Genomic DNA, 18,714 nt, shown 5'->3' on the forward strand with positions numbered 1-18,714 from the left:
AGGGCGTGGACCGTAGAATCGACCTCATGTCCGTCGAGTCCGTCGCGTCTGTCTTCCCCCGGCTGGAGCCGCACCTGCTGTCGGTGTCCAAGCCGATCCAGTACGTCGGCGGCGAGCTCAACATGGTCACCAAGGAGTGGGACGCCGCCGAGGTCCGCTGGGTGCTCATGTACCCGGACGCCTACGAGGTCGGCCTGCCCAACCAGGGCGTCCAGATCCTCTACGAGGTGCTCAACGAGCGCGAGTGGATCCTCGCGGAGCGCACCTACGCCGTCTGGCCCGACATGGAGAAGCTGCTGCGCGAGCAGCAGATCCCGCAGTTCACCGTCGACAGCCACCGTCCCGTGGGCGCGTTCGACCTGTTCGGCGTGAGCTTCTCCACCGAGCTCGGCTACACCAACCTGCTCACCGCGCTCGACCTGGCGGGCATCCCGCTCCACGCCGTCGACCGGACCGACGACCACCCGGTGGTCATCGCCGGCGGGCACGCGGCGTTCAACCCCGAGCCGATCGCCGACTTCGTCGACGCCGCCGTCCTCGGTGACGGCGAGGAGGTCGTCCTCAAGATCTCCGAGCTCGTGCGCGAGTGGAAGGACGAGGGCCGGCCCGGGGGACGGCTCGAGCTGCTGCGCCGCCTCGCCGTCTCGGGCTCGGTCTACGTGCCCCGCTTCTACGACGTGTCGTACGACGCCGGCAGCGGCGAGATCGCGGCCGTCGTCCCGAACCACCCGGAGGCGCCCGACCGGGTCCGCAAGCACACGCTGATGGACCTCGACCAGTGGCCCTACCCGCGCAACCCCCTCGTGCCGCTGGCCGAGACGGTGCACGAGCGCTTCTCGGTCGAGATCTTCCGCGGCTGCACCCGCGGCTGCCGCTTCTGCCAGGCCGGCATGATCACCCGCCCGGTCCGCGAGCGCTCGATCGAGACCATCGGCGCGATGGTCGAGAACGGCATCCGCAAGACCGGCTTCGAGGAGGTCGGCCTGCTCTCCCTGAGCTCGGCCGACCACACCGAGATCGGCGACGTCGCCTCCGGCCTCGCCGACCGCTACGACGGCTCGAACGTCTCGCTGTCGCTGCCCTCCACCCGGGTCGACGCCTTCAACATCACGCTCGCCAACGAGTTCTCCCGCAACGGGCGCCGCTCCGGCCTGACGTTCGCACCCGAGGGCGGCAGCGAGCGGATGCGCAAGGTGATCAACAAGATGGTCACCGAGGACGACCTGATCCGCACCGTCGCGACGGCGTACTCGCACGGGTGGCGGCAGGTGAAGCTCTACTTCATGTGCGGCCTGCCCACCGAGACCGACGAGGACGTGCTCCAGATCGCCGAGCTCGCCAAGCGCGTCATCGCCACCGGTCGCGAGGTCTCCGGCCGCAACGACATCCGCTGCACCGTCTCCATCGGCGGCTTCGTGCCCAAGCCGCACACCCCCTTCCAGTGGGCGGCCCAGCTCGACTCCGAGACCACCGACGCCCGTCTGCAGGCGCTGCGCGACACCGTCCGCGCCGACCGCCGCTACGGCAAGGCCATCGGCTTCCGCTACCACGACGGCCAGCCCGGCATCATCGAGGGACTGCTGTCCCGCGGCGACCGCCGCGTCGGCCGCATCATCGAGCAGGTCTGGCGCGACGGCGGCCGCTTCGACGGCTGGTCCGAGCACTTCTCGTTCGAGCGCTGGGCCGCCTCGGCCGCCACCGCGCTCGAGGGCACCGGCGTCGACCTCGACTGGTTCACCACCCGCGAGCGCACCTACGACGAGGTCCTGCCCTGGGACCACCTCGACTCCGGCCTCGACAAGGACTGGCTGTGGGCCGACTGGGAGGACGCCCTCGCGGTTGCCTCCGGCGAGTCCGACGTCGAGGTCGAGGACTGCCGCTGGACCCCCTGCTACGACTGCGGCGTGTGCCCCGAGATGGGCACCGAGATCCAGGTGGGCCCGACGGGGCAGAAGCTGCTCCCGCTCAGCGTCGTCTGAGCCACCCGGACCTGCCTGCGCTCGCCGTCGCGCGCTACCGCGCGACGACGGTCCGGGAGTACGCCGACGCCGGCGACGCGCCCTTGACGTTGGTGGCGACGACGCGGAACCGGTAGGAGCCCTTGGCGAGCCGGAACGCGTACGAGCGAGCGGTGGCCGGCAGGGCGGCGGAGACCCTCGTCCCGACCACCCTGCCCTTCACGATCTTCGACGCGATGACCTTGTACGACGTGATGGCCGCGCCGCCGCTGGTCGTGGGGGGCGTCCAGCGCGCGGTCGCGGTGGCCTTCCCGCCGGCCGTGCCTGACGACGCGGTGCCGATCCGCGGTGCCGACGGCTTGACGGCGACCAGGACCTGGATCGTGCGAGCCGGCGCGGTCCCGGGGAGCTCGGCCTCCATCTCGGGCACCAGCCGGATGGTGTGGGTGCCGTACGCCGAGAACGTCGCCGTGAAGCTCCGGGTGGGGCTGGTCTGCGGGGCGAGCAGGCCGTCGACGGTCAGCAGCCAGTGGCTCAGGTGGGCGTTGCCCGGGTTCGCGGCGGGCGTCCAGGTGATGGTCGCCCGCAGCCCGCTGGTCGCCACGGTGACGGCGGGTGGCGCGGACGGCACCCAGGACGCGACGTGCCGGTTGAGCGTGGCGGGCGCTCCGGCGCCGGCGGCGTTCAGCGCGGCGACGGCCACGTTGACGTCGTACCCGCCCGGCACGGTGATCGCCCTCGTGGTGGTGCCGGCAGGGACCTCGACCGGTCCACCGGCGATCCCGCTGATCCGGTAGCCCGTCGGTGCCGGGCCGGTCGCCGGGGCCGCCCAGGTGAGCGTGCCCGAGCCCTTGCTGGTGGTCAGGTCGATCGAGGCAGGGGCGTTCGGGGTGGTGCCGTTCGTGGCGGCGCAGCCGTCGACCGACAGCGTGTAGGTGCCGACGCTCCCGTAGTCGGAGTAGCCGGTCGTGAGCGGATCGCCGTTGCCGACGCCGCGGACCTTGACGTAGTAGGTCCCCGCGCCGCCGCTCGGCGAGATCCGCGGTGCGTCCATGCCGGTCGCCGTCCGGTGGGCGAAGCCGCCGACGACGACCTCCGCCGAGGCAGGGTCGGAGTAGGCGACCAGGCTGTCGTCTGCCCGGCGCAGGTCGACCCGCAGGTCGAGCGCGCTGCCGTCACCGTTCCCGAGGGCCTCCACCGAAGGAGCCGCGGTGCACGGGCCCACCTTGTAGTAGTCGACGTCGCGGCTGGTGACGACGCCGTCGACGGTGTAGTCGGTCCGGGCCCCCAGGCTGGTCGCGGAGGCGGCGGTGTTCCCGGCGTCGTCCGGCAGCAGCGGGAGGCCGGTGGCGACCATAGTGGCGAAGTCGTCCTGACGGTTGGTCGCGTTGGCGTAGTCGCCGTTGCTGAACTGGACGATCCCGTGGAGACCCGAGCCCATGATGGGAGTCCACGCGCCCTGGCCGCCGTAGTACTCCCGGGACTGCTCGGTCGGGGCGGTGGTGACTCCGTCATGGTTCAGGCCGAGGGTGTGCCCGATCTCGTGGGCGGCGACGGTCGCCGCGAGGAAGGCGTTCGGCTGCTTGCGCACCCAGACCGGCTCCAGCGTGTTGGTGCGTTCCTCCGAGGGGTCGGCGAAGGCGCCGAAGACGGCGATCCCGGCACAGCCCGCGCAGATCGGCCGTGAGTCCGGGTCGTCGCTGTAGAGGACGTGGTCGCCGTAGGTGTCGTCGGCGACGCCGTCGCGGTCGTACGCCGCGGGACCGGGGTCCTCGGTGGTGACGTCGACGTCGAACGCCGCGAAGACCTCGGCGAGGATCCGCCAGTTCTCCTGGATGTAGGCGTGCTCCGCGCTGCTGAAGGTGGACAGGTCCTCGTCGATCGAGAACCCGTCGTAGTGGCCGTTCGGGATGCCGGCCTGGAGGTTCCAGTAGGTGTTGCTGACCTCGGCGCCGTCGAAGTCCAGGAAGATCGTGTGCTTCGAGCCCGGCCGGCTGTGCAGCGTGAAGGTCGACGCCTCGGGCAGCGGTGCGTCGGCGGCCTGGGCGCGGGCGCCGGCGGGCGCCTCCGGGAACGTGTCGGCGTACACGAGCCGGCCTCCCGACGTCACGTGCGCGGAGTCGTCGGTCGCCAGGATCCGGCGCAGCTCGCGCCCGCTCAGCCCGGACCGTCCGGCGATCGCGGCGAGCTCGTCGTCGAGCTGGCTGATCGCGGCCCTTCCGTGCAGGCCGGGCCCCGCGTCCGCGGACGCGGCGGAGGCGGCGGACGCGGCGGCCGGGGTGCCGGTGGAGAGCGAACCGAGGAGGAGGAAGGACGACGACACCGCGGCGACGAGCCGCACGGGGAGCATCAGGCGAGTCTGTCGGGTCGGCCGCCGCGACGCAGTGCTTTGGGGAAGTCCGCCATCCTCGGTCAGGCGTGCGCCCCGTAGGGTGACGGCGTGCGACTGGTCTCCTTGCGTGTGCTCCTGACGAGCGGCCTCTGATGGCCGACGCTGCCGCGCCGGCGATGGTCGCCGTCCGGGCCGCCCCACGGCTGGTCCTGCTGACCGTGCTCGCCATCGGTGCGCTCACCTCGGACCTGGACTGGCTGCGGGTCCTCGCGGCGCTGCTGTTCGTGCTCAACGCGGGCCGGCTGCTGTCGCCGGGCTGGCGGCACTGGGTGCGGACGGGGGAGCGGGAGGTCGCGGTGCCGACGCCGGCGTCGGCGGCGGAGCCGGACGGGTCGACCCAGCACCCGTAGCAGTTGGTGAACCCTCACCGCCATAGTGCCGACGTGTCATGACAACCGGGACGGCGCGGGTGCACATTCAGCCCATGACGACGCACCCCCGAAGGCTGATCAGCCTCGCCGCGCTTGCCCTGGTTCTCGGCGCAGCGGCAGTTGTCGCTCCCATGGTCGCCCAGGCGACCCCTTCCGCTCCCACCCTCACCGTCGTCGCCGCGCCCAACCCGGTCGGCCAGAACGACACGTCCACCTTCACGGTCACCGTCGACCCCGGTCTGGTCGGCGAGACGGTGCAGCTCGAGCACAAGGCCCTCGGCCTGCTCTGGTCGCTCGTCGACAGCACCACGCTGGACGGCGACCTGCAGGCCAGGTTCGCGGTCAGGCAAGGCCTGCTCGGCAACTACCAGTACCGGGTCAAGGTCGCGGCGAACGCCAACCACACGGCCGGGACGTCGGCCGTCACGACCCTCAACGTCGTCGTCGACCCGACGCCGGTCGCCGTCCCCGGCGTGTACGGGTGCGCGAGCGCCACGCCGGCGGTCGCGCGTCCTGGTGGGGGCAGCTGGCAGTGCACGTTCAGCGACGAGTTCTCGGGCACGGCGCTCGACACGACGTACTGGCACGTCGCCAAGCAGGGCCTGATGACGCAGCCGAAGGTCGAGAAGGCGTGCTTCGGCGACGAGAGCACCGGCAACGTCAAGGTCGACGGCGGCAGCCTGCACCTGACGGCCAGCGTCAAGGCGACCGCGACCGCGTGCCCCGCCAACCCGACGAAGTCGTCCCGCAAGTTCGGCGCGACGGTCTGGCACAACGTCCCGGACGGCACCCAGCCGACGCTGCAGCAGACCTACGGCTACTACGAGGTCCGCGCCAAGCTCCCCTCGCTGCACGGCAGCACCGAGGGCCGTGCGGTCACGCCGCCCGCCACGCCGACGTACCCGACCGACACGGCGAAGGGCCTGCAGGAGACCTTCTACCTCTGGCCGACGACCGACAGGTACGGCTTCTGGCCGCTGTCGGGCGAGATGGACTTCGCCGAGTTCTACAGCGCGGCGGGCAACCTCAACGCGCCCGCCATGCACCAGCTCTCCGGGACGACGACCGGCGGCTGGAAGAGCCCGGGCTGCAATATCGACCCCACCACCGGCGGCGCCGTCGGCGGCTTCAACACCTACAAGTTCCTCTGGTCCTCGAGCCGCCTCACCACCTGGGTCAACGACAACCCGACGCCGTGCAGCGACGTGGCCATCTCGGGCGGACCCTTCAACAAGGGGTTCTACCTGATCCTCATGCAGGCGTTCGGCAACGCCGAGACGCTCAACGAGTACACGCTGACGCCGGGCGACACTCCTGATGTCGGCACCACCGAGATCGACTACGTGCGCGTCTGGCAGTAGCGCTCGCCGGCGCCCTAGGCTCGTCGAGGTGGCCCGACTACTCCACCTCAACGGCGCCCCGGGCGTCGGCAAGAGCACGCTCGCGCAGCGCTACGCCGCGGAGCACCCCGGCGTGCTCGCCTGCGACATCGACCGGCTCCGCTGCTTCGTCGGCGGCTGGGAGGACGACTTCGCAGGTGCCGGCGCGGTGATCCGCCCGGTCGCGCAGGCGATGATCGCGGCCCACCTCGACGGCGGCCGGGACGTCGTCCTCCCACAGATGCTGGCGGACGAAGGTGAGCGGGCAGGCTTCCGCGCGATCGCTGCCGACGCGGGCCACGACTACGTGCACGTGCTCCTGCGCGCGCCGCGCGGGGTGGCGCAGGAACGGCTGTACGGACGCTCGGCCGACGATCCGCTCCACGCGGTGGTGCGGGCGGAGATCGACGCGGCCGGGGGAGCGGCGGCCGTCGACGAGCTCGACCGCCGGCTCGCGCTGTCGGCGGAGGGCGCCGCGGGCGTCATCCTGCTCGACGCGGGCGCCGGCCCCGCCGCCACGTACGACGCGCTCGTCGCGGCGCTCGGCTGAGTGGCCGCCGTCAGCGCCGCTTGTCGCGCAGCGTCCCGGTGACCCGGTGGTCGGGATGCCCGATGGCGCAGGTGAGCGTGCGGTCGTCGAGCAGCTTCCAGCTCCGCTTCGACGGGAAGTAGTAGATGACCTCGAACCGCGACCTGCCGTACGGCTTGCCGACGAAGCCGCGGAACCGCTTGAGGCACTCGCCCGCACGCTTGTCGATCGCGGCCTGTCCGGGGAACTTGTCGCCCGGGATGCGCAGCGAGGCGTAGACCTCGAGGTCGTGGTCGCTCGTGCAGGGCAGGAGGGTGACGGTGCTGGCCTCGATCTGCTCGGTGCCGGCCCTGCGTGCGGCGGGGTCGTTGAAGCAGTCGCCGGCGCGCAGCTTGAGCGGCGGGATCTCGGTCGGGTCGCCGGAGCGCCGGGCGCGGTCGGCGGAGTCATCGAGGCTGTCGTTGACGCCGTCGCGGACGGCGTCGAGCAGGCTCGGCACGAGCGCCACCTGGAGGGCGGTCGCGCCGAGCCCGAGGACGAGGGTGAGCGCGGCGACCCAGCGCGGCTGGAAGCGGCGCCGGGCCAGCGCGATGATCGCGAGAACGAAGCCGACGAGCGGCAGGCACGGCACGCAGACGACGAGCGCGAGGCCGAGACCGGTCCAGCCCAGTCCCTTGTCGGTGCTCGGCGGTGCCGCCGGGGAGGTGTACGGGCCGGGCGGGTCGTAGTACGACGAGGGGCCCGGTGGCGGCGGCGGGTAGCTCATGCGCCCGTCGTTCCGCCGGAATCGCCCGCACCTACGGGTTTCTCGAGCTTCTCGCCGTCACCGCGCGTCACGTAGCAGACGAACCAGTCGCCGGTGTCGGGCTCGTCCTCCTCGAAGGCGTCGACCGAGACCGCGGCCTCGTACTCGTTGCCCTCCACGGCCGCGCGGTACGACGCGGAGAGCCCCGGCAGCCCGGCGCAGAAGTCCTGGGTCGAGCTGCTCTCGAAGGACTTCACGAGCGCGCCGTCGAACCGGCCGGCCCAGACGATCTCGCCGTCGTGGGGCTCGTCGCAGTCGGCCTTCTCGACGATGTCGAGGGTGTTGACGTCGACGCACTGGCCCGCGCGCGCATCGGCCTCCTCGATCGACTTCGCTCCCAGCACGATCGCGAAGACGAAGAAGCCGGCCATCGCGAGCGTCAGGACGATGCCGAGCACCAGTCCGGTGATCGCCGCCCAGCGGCCGGTCCGGCGGCCCGCACGGGTCCGGACGAGGCCGGCGATGCCGAGCCCGATGCCGACCGGCGCCGCGCAGCACGTCGCCGAGCAGATGAGGGCGGCCAGCGAGACGCCGTCGAACGGCGTCCGCGCCGACCCGTACGCACCACTGTCGTACGGGTTCGGCGCGGGCTGGTACGGCGGGTACTCGCCGCCGTACGGGTTGCTCATGGCGTCAGGGGAGCTTCTTGTCCAGCTTGCCGCCGTCGGCGAGGGTGAGCACGCAGACCACCTTGTCGCCCGAGGAGGGCTTCTTGTCCTGGGTCAGAGCGATCACGAAGTACTTCGGGTCGATGATCAGGCTGGCCTCACCGGCGTCGAGCATCGGCGAGCAGTGCTCGACGATCTGCTGCTGGTCGCCGAAGTCGTAGGCCTTGGCCTCGGACGACGAGAGCTTCTTGGTCGCGATCACCTGCGCGTCGTGGTCCTCGTCGCACTTGACGACCTTGATCCCGCTGACGCCCTCGTCGGCGCTCTTGTCCAGGCCGTTGCCGGTGATGCACTGCCCGTCCTTGAGGTCGTTGATCGGCGTGCCGAACAGGCCGGTCGAGACCGCGACCACGAGGCCGACCCCGACGAGCACGGAGACGAGGCCGAGCGCGATGCCGGCGATCGCGAAGCCGCGGCCCTTGCGCTGGCCGCCCTTGGTGCGGGACAGGCCGATGAAGCCGAGGATCAGGCCGATCAGACCCGTGCAGCACAGCAGGCTCAGGACGAACGACGCCACCGAGACGCCGTCGGTCTTCTTCGGGGGCGTGGCGTCGTAGCCACCCGGGGCGCCCGGGTAGCCGCTGCCCGACGGCGGGCCGTAGCCGCCGCCCTGGGGCGCGCCATAGGGGTTCGGGTTGCCCTGGCCGCCGCCGTAGGGGCTCTGGGGGTTGCTGCCGTACGGATCGCTCACGGCGGTCAGACTAGTGCGGAATCATGGGGTCGTGCTGAAGTTCCCCGATGAACGGCGCCGGCGCCGGCTCGCGCAGCGCCACGGTCTGGCCCGCCCCTACCCGAGCGTGACGGCCGCCGCCGAGGCGATGACGGCGCTCCACGCGACCGAGGCGGCGACCGTCCACCTGGCGCTGTGGGCACGGGTCGCGGACCTCACGGTCGACGACGTCGAGAGGGCGCTGTACGACGAGCGCAGCATCGTGAAGCAGCTCGCGATGAGGCGCACGCTGTTCGCCTTCCCGCGCGACCTGCTGCCCGCGGTGTGGGGGAGTGCGGCGGCCCGGGTCGCCCAGCAGCAGCGCACCCTGGTGGCCAAGGACCTGGGGGCGAACGGGCTGGCCGACGATCCCGACGCGTGGCTGGTGGCCGCGGCGGACGCCGTCCTCGACGTCCTCGGCGACGGGAAGCCCCGTACCACCGCGCAATTGCGTGAGGAGGTGCCGCAGCTCGCGACCAAGGTGCTCCGCGGGGCGGCCGGCTCGAAGTGGGCGGGGGAGGTCCCGCTGGCGCCGCGGGTGATGACGGTGCTCGGCGCCGAGGCGCGGGTGCTCCGGGCCGAGAACGCCGGGCACTGGCGGTTCAACAAGCCCACCTGGACCGCCACCGGCGACTGGCTCGGCGACCCCGCACCGGCCCCGCTGGAGGCCGCGGAGGGGTACGCCGCGCTGGTGCGCCGCTGGCTGTGGACCTTCGGCCCCGGTACCGAGGCCGACATCGTGTGGTGGCTCGGCGCCACGAAGACGATCGTGCGCCGGGCGCTCGCGGACGTGGCCGCGGTCGCCGTCGCCCTGGACGACGGCGGGACCGGCTGGGTGCTGCCGGACGACGCCGAGGACGCCGAGGACAGGGAGGGGGCCGAGGTCGCGCCCTGGGCCGCGCTGCTGCCGACCCTGGACCCGACGGTGATGGGCTGGAAGGAGCGGTCCTTCTACCTCGACGCCGCGCACACGCCGTACCTCTTCGACAGCAACGGGAACGCCGGCAACACCGCGTGGTGGAACGGCCGGGTGGTCGGGTGCTGGCTGCAGGACGACGCGGGCGAGGTGCGGGTCGTCCTGCGCGAGGACGTCGGTGCCGAGGCGAGCGCCGCGCTCGACGCAGAGGCCGCCCGGCTGACCGCGTGGCTCGACGGGGTGCGGATCACCAACGTCTACGCGTCACCGCAGATGCGGAACGCGCTCCTTCCCTGACCTAGGATTTCCGCCCGTGAGTCGTCAGCAGCCCGAGCAGCAGGCACCGCCGGTCCAGAAGCTGCGGATCCGGTACGCCAAGCGCGGCCGGCTGCGCTTCACCAGCCACCGCGACGTGAGCCGCGCCATCGAGCGCGCCGTCGTCCGGGCCCGGATCCCGATGGCCTACTCGTCGGGCTTCCACCCGCACCCGCGGATCTCCTACGCCGGCGCCTCGCCGACCGGCGCGGCCAGCGAGTCGGAGTACGTCGAGCTCGGCCTCGCCGAGGTCCGCGACCCCGCCGAGATCGGCACCGCGCTCGACGCCGTCCTCCCCGACGGGCTCGACGTGGTCACCATCGTCGACGCCGCGGGCTCTTCCGCGGGCTCGCTCTCCGATCTGCTCACCGCCAGCCACTGGCTCCTCGACCTCGGCGCCGCTCCCGCGGACGAGGTCGGCGCCGCGGTCGACGCCTTCCTCGCGACCGACTCGGTGACCGTCGAGCGGATGACGAAGAAGGGCATGCGCAGCTTCGACTGCCGCGCTGCCGTCGTCCGGCTGGCGGTGGCCGAGAGCGGGCAGCTCGACCTGCTGCTCGAGCACACCGTGCCCGCCGTCCGGCCGGACGACGTGCTCACCGGACTGCGCGAGGTCGGCGGTCTCGCCGTCCCGGGGACGGTGCTGCTGACCCGGGTCGCCCAGGGCGTCCTGGACCGGGAGGCCGGCACCGTCGGCGACCCGCTGGCCGCCCGGTGATGCCCGCGGCCTGAAGGCCGTGTGCGATACTCGCCACAGATCCACCCCCGTGCGCGTCCCACAGGACAGCGCGCGGTGCGATCTGACGACGTTCTCGCCGGACGGCAGGCAACTGACCGGTCGGCACGGTGGAGACGGTACGACCGCCCGACGCGACGCACCCCGCGACCGCGGCAGGCGAGCGGCCCGCCTCCAGTGACGCTCCGCGGAGGGTGTCGTCCCCCGAAGGCTTACGGTGCCGCGCGTTGCGCGAGCCCGATGACACCCCGGACGCGGAAGCGCCGGGTGGAGGAGTAGCGCAATGACCGACGCGCCCACGGACACCCCGATCACCCCGATCACGCCGATCGCCGACGGCCCGGACACCCCGGACAGCCCCGCTCCCGCGGCTGAGAAGCCGGCGAAGGCAGCGAAGACGGCCAAGAAGGCCGCCGCGAAGAAGACGACGACCGCCGCGGCGAAGAAGACGGCCGCCGCGAAGAAGACCACGACCGCCGCAGCGAAGAAGACGGCCGCCGCGAAGAAGACCACGACCGCCGCGGCCAAGAAGACGGCCGCCGCGAAGAAGACCACGACCGCCGCGGCCAAGAAGACCGCTGCCGCGAAGAAGGCGACCACCGGCACCGCGGCGAAGAAGACGACCACCCGGTCCCGGGCGAAGAAGGTGGCCGAGGTCCCGGCCGAGGCCGTCGCCGAGCCGACCTCCGAGCAGCTGATGCTGACGCCGGAGGAGGAGACGCCCACGACCCCGCCCGCGCCCGCGCCGGAGCCGGAGCCGGAGGTCGCGGTCGTCGAGGAGCCCGAGCCCGAGGCCGAGGTCGAGGTCGAGGTCGAGGTTGCGCCCGAGGCCGAGGCCGAGCCTGAGGCCGAGGCCGCACCGGTCGAGCCCGAGCCCGAGCCCGAGCCTGAGCCCGAGAGCACCGACGAGTCCGACGACACCGAGGACTCCGAATCCGACTCCGACGGTGACGACGACGAGGACGACACCGCCACCGGAGCTCCCCGCCGCCGCCGTCGCCGGGGCGGTCGCCGCCGCCGGAAGCCGGCCGGCGCGAACGCCGACGACGACTCCGACAGCGCCGCCACCGACGCCGACACCGACGCCGAGGGCGAGGCCGACGCCGAGGGCGAGGCTGAGACCGACGCCCCGGCCCGCGCCAAGGGTCAGGGCCAGGGTCAGGGCAAGGGCCGCGGCAAGGGTCAGGGCCAGGGCCAGAACCAGGGCAAGGGCCGCGCCTCGTCGTCCGACAGCGACAACGAGACCGACAGCGACACCGACACCGACGCTGAGACCGACGGCGAGGGCGAGGGCGACTCCGAGAACGGCGCCCAGGGCGGCGGCTCGACGTCGTCGCGGCGCCGGCGCCGGCGCCGTCGTGCGGGGGAGTCCGGCTCCGACGGCGAGGGTGGCGACGACCCGGAGAACACGGTCACCCGGGTCCGCAAGCCGCGCTCGGCCGACGACGAGATCACGTCGATCTCCGGCTCCACCCGCCTGGAGGCGAAGAAGCAGCGCCGCCGCGAGGGCCGTGAGGCCGGCCGGCGCCGGGCGCCGATCGTGAGCGAGGCGGAGTTCCTCGCCCGGCGCGAGTCGGTGGAGCGCGTGATGGCGATCCGCCAGCGCAAGGACCTCACCCAGATCGCCGTCCTCGAGGACAAGGTCCTCGTCGAGCACTACGTCGCCCGCGAGTCGCAGACCTCGCTCATCGGGAACGTCTACCTGGGCCGCGTCCAGAACGTCCTGCCGTCGATGGAGGCCGCCTTCATCGACATCGGCAAGGGCCGCAACGCCGTCCTGTACGCCGGTGAGGTCAACTGGTCCGCGCTCGGCCACAAGGACGGCCAGCCGCGCAAGATCGAGTCGGTCCTGCAGTCCGGCCAGACGATCCTGGTCCAGGTCAGCAAGGACCCGATCGGGCACAAGGGCGCCCGGCTCACCAGCCAGATCAGCCTCGCGGGCCGGTTCCTGGTCTACGTCCCGGACGGGACGACGTCCGGGATCTCCCGCAAGCTCCCCGACACCGAGCGCGCGCGACTCAAGGCGCTGCTCAAGGAGATCGTCCCGGACACGGCCGGCGTCATCGTCCGGACCGCCGCCGAGGGTGCCTCCGAGGACGAGCTCACCCGCGACGTCGAGCGGCTCAAGGCGCGCTGGGAGGACATCGAGGCGCGCGTCGCCAAGGGCAACGCGCCGCAGCTCCTCTACGGCGAGCCGGACCTGACCCTCAAGGTCGTCCGGGACCTCTTCACCGAGGACTTCGCCAAGCTCGTCGTCCAGGGCGACGACGCCTGGGACACCGTCAAGGAGTACGTCGACCACGTCGCCCCCGACCTCGCCGAGCGCCTGGAGCGCCACGAGGCCGGCGACGGCGCGCCGGACCTCTTCTCGACGTACCGGATCGACGAGCAGATCGCCAAGGGCCTCGACCGCAAGGTCTGGCTCCCGTCGGGTGGCTCGCTCATCATCGACCGGACCGAGGCGATGACGGTCGTCGACGTCAACACGGGCAAGTTCACCGGATCCGGGGGCAACCTCGAGGAGACGGTGACCAAGAACAACCTCGAGGCCGCCGAGGAGATCGTCCGCCAGCTCCGGCTGCGCGACATCGGCGGCATCATCGTCGTCGACTTCATCGACATGGTGCTCGAGTCCAACCGCGACCTCGTGCTCCGCCGCCTGGTCGAGTGCCTGGGCCGCGACCGGACCCGGCACCAGGTCGCCGAGGTCACCTCGCTTGGCCTGGTCCAGATGACCCGGAAGCGGATCGGCACCGGCCTGCTGGAGGCCTTCAGCGAGACCTGCTCGCACTGCCAGGGCCGCGGCCTGCTCGTGCACGACCTCCCGGTCGAGCCGAAGCGTGGCGGCGGTGGCGGCAACGGCGGTGGCGGCGGCAACGGTGGCGGCGGTGGCAACGGTGGCGGCGGCCAGGGCGGCGGCGACGGGGAGTCCTCGTCGCGCAGCAGCCGGCGCCGCAAGGGCCGCGGCCAGGGCAGCGCCGCGGCGGAGGCGCCGAAGGCGAGCGTCCCGTCGCCGAAGGACGTCGCCGCGATGGCCAAGCCGTCCGACGAGCAGCCGGCCGACGAGGCGCCCGAGGTCGAGACCCCCGAGGTCGAGGCCGCCCCGGCGCCGGAGCCGACCCCGGAGCCCACGCCCGAGCCCACGCCCGAGCCGGAGCCCGAGCCCACGCCGGAGCCCGAGCCCGAGCCGGCCCCGGAGCCGGTCGCCACGACCACCGTGGTGACCCGGACCCGCCGCCGGGCCGCCTCGCGTCCCGCCGGCCCGCCGGTCGCCGCCGAGCCGGCCCCGGAGCCCGAGCAGCCCGCAGAGCCCGAGCCGGAGCAGCCGGAGCAGCCCGAGCCCCACGTCGAGCACGTCCCGATCAAGAAGAAGGGCGCCCGCAAGCGCTAGCCCGGGCCCCAGCCCGGGCCCGGTGCCGGGAGCCGCGTTTTGGCGGATCCCGGCCCGGCCCGTAACATTGTTCGTCGGTGCGCCGCCGAGGCGTTCCGTTCTGCTGGCACCCGGCATCTCGCGACGTGAGCTCGCGACGAGGGATCCGCAGTGTGCCGTAGACCTAGACGTTGAACCAGAAGGAGCCCGGTGGTGTACGCGATCGTGCGCGCAGGATCGAAGCAGGAGAAGGTCGCTGTCGGCGACGTCATCGAGATCGACAAGATCTCCACGCCCGCCGGTGAGACCCTGACCCTTCCGGTCGTCCTCGCTGTCGACGGCGACCAGGTGACCAGCACCGGTCTGGACAAGGCCGCCGTGACGGTCGAGGTCCTCGGCGCCACCAAGGGCCCGAAGATCGTCATCCAGAAGTACAAGAACAAGACCGGCTACAAGAAGCGCCAGGGTCACCGCCAGAAGTACACCCAGGTCAAGGTCACCGACATCTCGCTCTGAGTCCGACCGACTCGGCACCATCTCCGAAGGACTGAAACATGGCACACAAGAAGGGCGCGGCGTCCACCAAGAACGGCCGCGACTCCAACGCCCAGCGCCTCGGCGTGAAGCGCTTCGGCGGCCAGGTCGTCAACGCCGGCGAGATCATCGTCCGCCAGCGGGGCACCCACTTCCACCCGGGCTCCGGCGTCGGCCGTGGCGGCGACGACACGCTGTTCGCGCTGATCCCCGGTGCGGTGGAGTTCGGCAAGAAGCGCGGCCGCAAGGTCGTCAACATCGTCCCGGGTGAGTGAGCGACGCTCACTCTGACCTGAGGCTTCGAAGGGCGTCCCGGTTCCGGGACGCCCTTCGTCCATTTCTACTGAAAGACTGAATCCCATGGCCGTCCCCACCTTCGTCGACCGCGTGGTCCTGTCCGTGTCCGCCGGTCGCGGCGGCAACGGCGTCGCGTCGGTCCACCGCGAGAAGTTCAAGCCGCTCGGTGGTCCCGACGGCGGCAACGGCGGGCCGGGTGGGTCGATCGTGCTGCGGGTCGACCCCGACGTGACGACGCTGCTGGAGTACCACCACAGCCCCCAGCGCAAGGCCGAGCACGGCGGCCACGGTGCCGGCGACCGGCGCAACGGCGCGCATGGCGCCGACCTGGTGCTGCCGGTCCCGGCCGGCACGGTGGTCAAGCACCGCAACGGCGAGGTGATCGCGGACCTGGTGGGTCCGGGCACCGAGCTGGTCGTCGCCCAGGGTGGGCGCGGTGGGCTCGGCAACGCCTCGCTGGCGTCGAAGTCGCGCAAGGCGCCGGGCTTCGCGCTGCTGGGCGAGCCGGGCGACGAGCTCGAGGTCGTCCTCGAGCTCAAGGTCGTGGCGGACGTCGGTCTGGTCGGCTTCCCGAGCGCCGGCAAGTCCAGCCTGATCGCGTCGATCTCGCGGGCCCGGCCCAAGATCGCCGACTACCCCTTCACCACGCTGGTCCCGAACCTGGGCGTGGTCACCGCCGGCGAGACCGTCTTCACCGTCGCCGACGTCCCCGGCCTTATCGAGGGTGCGGCCGAGGGCCGCGGCCTGGGCCACGACTTCCTGCGCCACATCGAGCGCTGCGCGGCGCTGGTCCACGTCCTCGACACGGCCACGCTCGAGCCGGGCCGCAACCCGGTCGACGACCTCGACGTGATCGAGGACGAGCTGCGCCGGTACGGCGGTCTCGACGACCGTCCGCGCCTGGTGGCCCTCAACAAGGTCGACGTCCCCGACGGTCGCGGCATCGCCGAGCTGGTCGTCGAGGAGCTGCGCGAGCGCGGCCTGCAGGTCTTCGAGATCTCCGCGGTCTCCGGCGAGGGCACCCGTGAGCTCATCTACGCGATGGCCGAGATCGTCAACGAGGCCCGGCGCGCCCAGGCGGCCGAGATCCCGGCCCGGATCGTCGTGCGGCCCAAGGCCGTCGACGACGACGGCTTCACCATCAAGCGGACCGGTGCCGGCTGGCGGGTGCGGGGCACCAAGCCCGAGCGCTGGGTGCGCCAGACCGACTTCAGCAACGACGAGGCCGTGGGCTACCTCGCCGACCGGCTCAACCGGCTCGGCGTCGAGGCCAAGCTGCTGAGCCTGGGTGCCGAGGAGGGCGACGCCGTCCTGATCGGGCCCACCGACAACTCGGTGGTCTTCGACTTCAAGCCGGGCATCGACGCGGGCGCCGAGAACCTGTCGCGCCGCGGCGAGGACGACCGCTTCCACCCGGAGCGCCCGGCCGCGGCGCGCCGGCGCGAGATCCAGGAGCACCTGCCCGAGCGGGGCGAGAACGAGACCCGCGCCGACGTCGCCCGCCGCATCGACCAGCCCGAGGTGTACGGGCCCACGTCCTACGAGATCGGCTCCGAGCAGGACCCCGACCTCAAGCCGGCGACCCCCGACGACGACTGGCTCGAGGACGACCCCGGTGAGTGAGCGGGAGGCCGTCACGGCCGCCCGCCGGATCGTCGTCAAGGTCGGCTCATCGTCCCTGACGACGGCGACCGGGGGGATCGACCCCGCCCGGATGAGCGACCTGGTCGACGTCCTGGCCGCGGCCCGCGCCCGGGGCGCCGAGGTCGTGCTCGTCTCGTCGGGGGCGATCGCGGCCGGCCTGGCCCCGCTCGGCCTCAAGCGCCGTCCGCGCGGGCTCGCGGCCCAGCAGGCCGCGGCCAGCGTGGGCCAGGGCCTGCTCGTCCACCGCTACACCGAGGAGCTCGCCCGGCACGGCCTCATCGCCGGGCAGGTGCTGCTCACCCTCGACGACGTCACCCGGCGCTCGCACTACCGCAATGCCCACCAGACGTTCGCCCAGCTGCTCGAGCTCGGCGTCATCCCGATCGTCAACGAGAACGACACGGTCGCCACCACCGAGATCCGCTTCGGTGACAACGACCGGCTCGCGGCGCTCGTCGCGCACCTGGTCCATGCCGACCTGCTGGTGCTGCTCTCCGACGTCGACGGCCTGTACGACGGCCCGCCGAGCCGCCCCGGTGCCCGGCTGATCGCCGACGTGCGCACCGGCGCCGACCTCGCCGACGTCGTCGTCGGCTCCGTCGGGTCGGCCGGCGTCGGCACCGGCGGCATGGTGACCAAGGTCGAGGCGGCCTCGATCGCCACCGGGTCGGGCATCCCCGTCGTCCTCACCTCGGCCGACCGGGCCGGCGCGGCGCTGGCCGGCGAGCCGGTCGGCACGCTCTTCCACGCCACCGGCAAGCGCAGGCCCACCCGGCTGCTGTGGCTGCGCCACGCCACCGAGGCGAAGGGCGCGCTGCTGCTCGACGCGGGCGCGGTGCGGGCGGTCGTCGAGCGGCGCGCCTCGCTCCTCGCGGCGGGCGTGACCGGCGTCCAGGGCGACTTCTCGGCCGGTGACCCGGTCGACCTGCTCGACCCCGAGGGCGCCGTCGTGGGCCGCGGCCTGGTGAACTTCGACGCCGCCGAGGTGCCGAACCTGCTGGGCCGCTCCTCGCGCGAGCTCAAGCGCGAGCTCGGCGCGGCCTACGAGCGCGAGGTCATCCACCGCGACGACCTCGTCGTGCTCTGAGCGGCCGCAGCCGCAGCCGAAGCCTCAGTCGCCGACCGCGTCGATCCCGCGCTGCACGATGAGCGGGTCGGGCTGCCCGACGACCTCGTGGTCCTTGCCGTCGTACTCGAAGCGGGCGAGGAAGTGGCGCATGGCGTTGATCCGGGCGCGCTTCTTGTCGTTGGACTTGATGGTCGTCCAGGGGACGACGTCGGTGTCGGTGCGCCGGATCATCGCCTCCTTCGCCTCGGTGTAGGCGGACCAGCGGTCCAGGGACTCGAGGTCCATGGGGGAGAGCTTCCACTGCCGGACCGGGTCGACCTGGCGGATGATGAACCGGGTGCGCTGCTCGGAGCGGGTCACCGAGAACCAGAACTTCGTGAGCGTGATCCCCGACTCGACGAGCATCTCCTCGAAGTAGGGGACGTGGCGGATGAACGTGTCGTACTCGTCGTCCGAGCAGAAGCCCATCACCCGCTCGACGACGGCGCGGTTGTACCAGCTGCGGTCGAACAGGGCCATCTCGCCGGCGGTGGGCAGGTGCTGCACGTAGCGCTGGAAGTACCACTGGCCGAGCTCGCGGTCGCTGGGCTTGGTGAGCGCGACGACGCGGGCGTGGCGCGGGTTGAGGTGCTCCATGAACCTCTTGATCGTGCCGCCCTTGCCGGCCGCGTCGCGCCCCTCGAAGACGAGGACGTGCTGGCTGCCGGTGGCCTTCGCCCAGGCCTGGAACTTGAGGAGCTCGACCTGCAGGAGGTACTTCTGCTCGTCGTACTCCTCGCGCGCCAGGCGCTCGGCATAGGGGTAGTTCTCGCGCCAGGTGTCGACCGCGCGGCCGTGCGGGTCGATGAGCACCGGGTCGTCGTCGTGGTCGTCGCCGATGGTGTGGCCGTCGATCCCGAGGCGGTCGATGTAGGCGCGGACGTCGTGCAGCATGCGGGGAGGCTAGGGGGCCGGCATGAACGCCCGGTGTCCGTCAGGGAACGGCGGTTGGTGGCCGCTCCCGGGTGCGCCGTAATCTTGGA

The 18,714-nt window shown here is 72.4% G+C and carries 16 protein-coding genes; 11 read left to right on the forward strand and 5 right to left on the reverse strand.

The features are described from left to right. Positions 1-26: 26 nt before the first annotated feature. Positions 27-1,979: a TIGR03960 family B12-binding radical SAM protein gene (locus tag BM223_RS06860; RefSeq protein ID WP_038680607.1), complete on the forward strand. Its 1,953-nt coding sequence runs from the start codon at positions 27-29 to the stop codon at positions 1,977-1,979. A gap of 34 nt (positions 1,980-2,013) precedes the next feature. Here the strand turns inward: BM223_RS06860 and BM223_RS06865 are convergent, their stop codons facing one another. Continuing rightward, the gene (locus BM223_RS06865) at positions 2,014-4,308 is read right to left on the reverse strand and encodes a zinc-dependent metalloprotease family protein (protein ID WP_038680604.1); all 2,295 of its coding nucleotides are present in this window, start codon (positions 4,306-4,308) and stop codon (positions 2,014-2,016) included. Between the two features lie 134 nt (positions 4,309-4,442). On the opposite strand from BM223_RS06865, the gene BM223_RS06870 reads away from it, so the two are divergent. From BM223_RS06870 to BM223_RS06880, 3 genes are all read left to right on the forward strand, one after another. Next, positions 4,443-4,700, forward strand: coding sequence for a hypothetical protein (locus BM223_RS06870; RefSeq protein ID WP_038680602.1), 258 nt, complete (start codon positions 4,443-4,445; stop codon positions 4,698-4,700). Between the two features lie 74 nt (positions 4,701-4,774). Then, positions 4,775-6,082, forward strand: coding sequence for a glycoside hydrolase family 16 protein (locus BM223_RS06875; protein WP_141267577.1), 1,308 nt, complete (start codon positions 4,775-4,777; stop codon positions 6,080-6,082). A 28-nt stretch (positions 6,083-6,110) separates the two neighbouring features. Continuing rightward, positions 6,111-6,650, forward strand: coding sequence for an ATP-binding protein (locus BM223_RS06880; RefSeq protein ID WP_052138881.1), 540 nt, complete (start codon positions 6,111-6,113; stop codon positions 6,648-6,650). Positions 6,651-6,660: 10 nt separating this feature from the next. Here the strand turns inward: BM223_RS06880 and BM223_RS06885 are convergent, their stop codons facing one another. Genes BM223_RS06885 through BM223_RS06895 form a run of 3 tightly spaced genes read right to left on the reverse strand, consistent with a single transcriptional unit; the run spans position 6,661 to position 8,793 of the window. Next, positions 6,661-7,395, reverse strand: a complete 735-nt coding sequence (locus BM223_RS06885; RefSeq protein ID WP_038680599.1) for a hypothetical protein — start codon at positions 7,393-7,395, stop codon at positions 6,661-6,663. Next, a complete protein-coding gene (locus BM223_RS06890; RefSeq protein ID WP_038680598.1) occupies positions 7,392-8,063 on the reverse strand; it encodes a hypothetical protein in 672 nt (223 codons plus the stop codon). Before BM223_RS06890 ends, BM223_RS06885 begins: the two co-directional genes overlap by 4 nt. A 4-nt stretch (positions 8,064-8,067) precedes the next feature. Continuing rightward, positions 8,068-8,793 (reverse strand): DUF4190 domain-containing protein, encoded by a 726-nt coding sequence (locus BM223_RS06895; protein WP_038680597.1) that lies wholly within the window; start codon positions 8,791-8,793, stop codon positions 8,068-8,070. Positions 8,794-8,824: 31 nt separating this feature from the next. Between BM223_RS06895 and BM223_RS06900 the strand changes: the two genes are divergently transcribed. From BM223_RS06900 to proB, 7 genes are all read left to right on the forward strand, one after another. Continuing rightward, complete coding sequence (locus tag BM223_RS06900) at positions 8,825-10,024, forward strand: winged helix DNA-binding domain-containing protein (RefSeq protein ID WP_038680596.1); 1,200 nt, start codon at positions 8,825-8,827, stop codon at positions 10,022-10,024. A 16-nt stretch (positions 10,025-10,040) separates the two neighbouring features. Continuing rightward, the gene (locus BM223_RS06905; protein WP_038680595.1) at positions 10,041-10,760 is read left to right on the forward strand and encodes a TIGR03936 family radical SAM-associated protein; all 720 of its coding nucleotides are present in this window, start codon (positions 10,041-10,043) and stop codon (positions 10,758-10,760) included. A gap of 301 nt (positions 10,761-11,061) precedes the next feature. Next, complete coding sequence (locus BM223_RS06910; protein WP_082003734.1) at positions 11,062-14,169, forward strand: Rne/Rng family ribonuclease; 3,108 nt, start codon at positions 11,062-11,064, stop codon at positions 14,167-14,169. A 192-nt stretch (positions 14,170-14,361) separates the two neighbouring features. Then, entirely contained in the window at positions 14,362-14,664 is a 303-nt protein-coding gene (gene rplU / locus BM223_RS06915; protein WP_038680594.1) for a 50S ribosomal protein L21, read from the forward strand. 38 nt (positions 14,665-14,702) lie between these two features. Further along, the gene (gene rpmA, locus BM223_RS06920; RefSeq protein WP_038680592.1) at positions 14,703-14,957 is read left to right on the forward strand and encodes a 50S ribosomal protein L27; all 255 of its coding nucleotides are present in this window, start codon (positions 14,703-14,705) and stop codon (positions 14,955-14,957) included. A gap of 85 nt (positions 14,958-15,042) precedes the next feature. Then, positions 15,043-16,602, forward strand: coding sequence for a GTPase ObgE (gene obgE / locus BM223_RS06925; RefSeq protein WP_038680590.1), 1,560 nt, complete (start codon positions 15,043-15,045; stop codon positions 16,600-16,602). Then, entirely contained in the window at positions 16,595-17,710 is a 1,116-nt protein-coding gene (gene proB / locus BM223_RS06930) for a glutamate 5-kinase (RefSeq protein WP_038680588.1), read from the forward strand. Before obgE ends, proB begins: the two co-directional genes overlap by 8 nt. A gap of 24 nt (positions 17,711-17,734) precedes the next feature. Here proB and ppk2 read toward each other — a convergent pair whose 3' ends face one another. Next, on the reverse strand, positions 17,735-18,625 hold the full coding sequence (gene ppk2, locus BM223_RS06935; protein ID WP_038680586.1) for a polyphosphate kinase 2: 891 nt from the start codon (positions 18,623-18,625) through the stop codon (positions 17,735-17,737). Positions 18,626-18,714: the final 89 nt, after the last annotated feature.

The organism is Pimelobacter simplex, assembly GCF_900114845.1.
Taxonomy (GTDB): Bacteria; Actinomycetota; Actinomycetes; order Propionibacteriales; family Nocardioidaceae; genus Nocardioides; species Nocardioides simplex.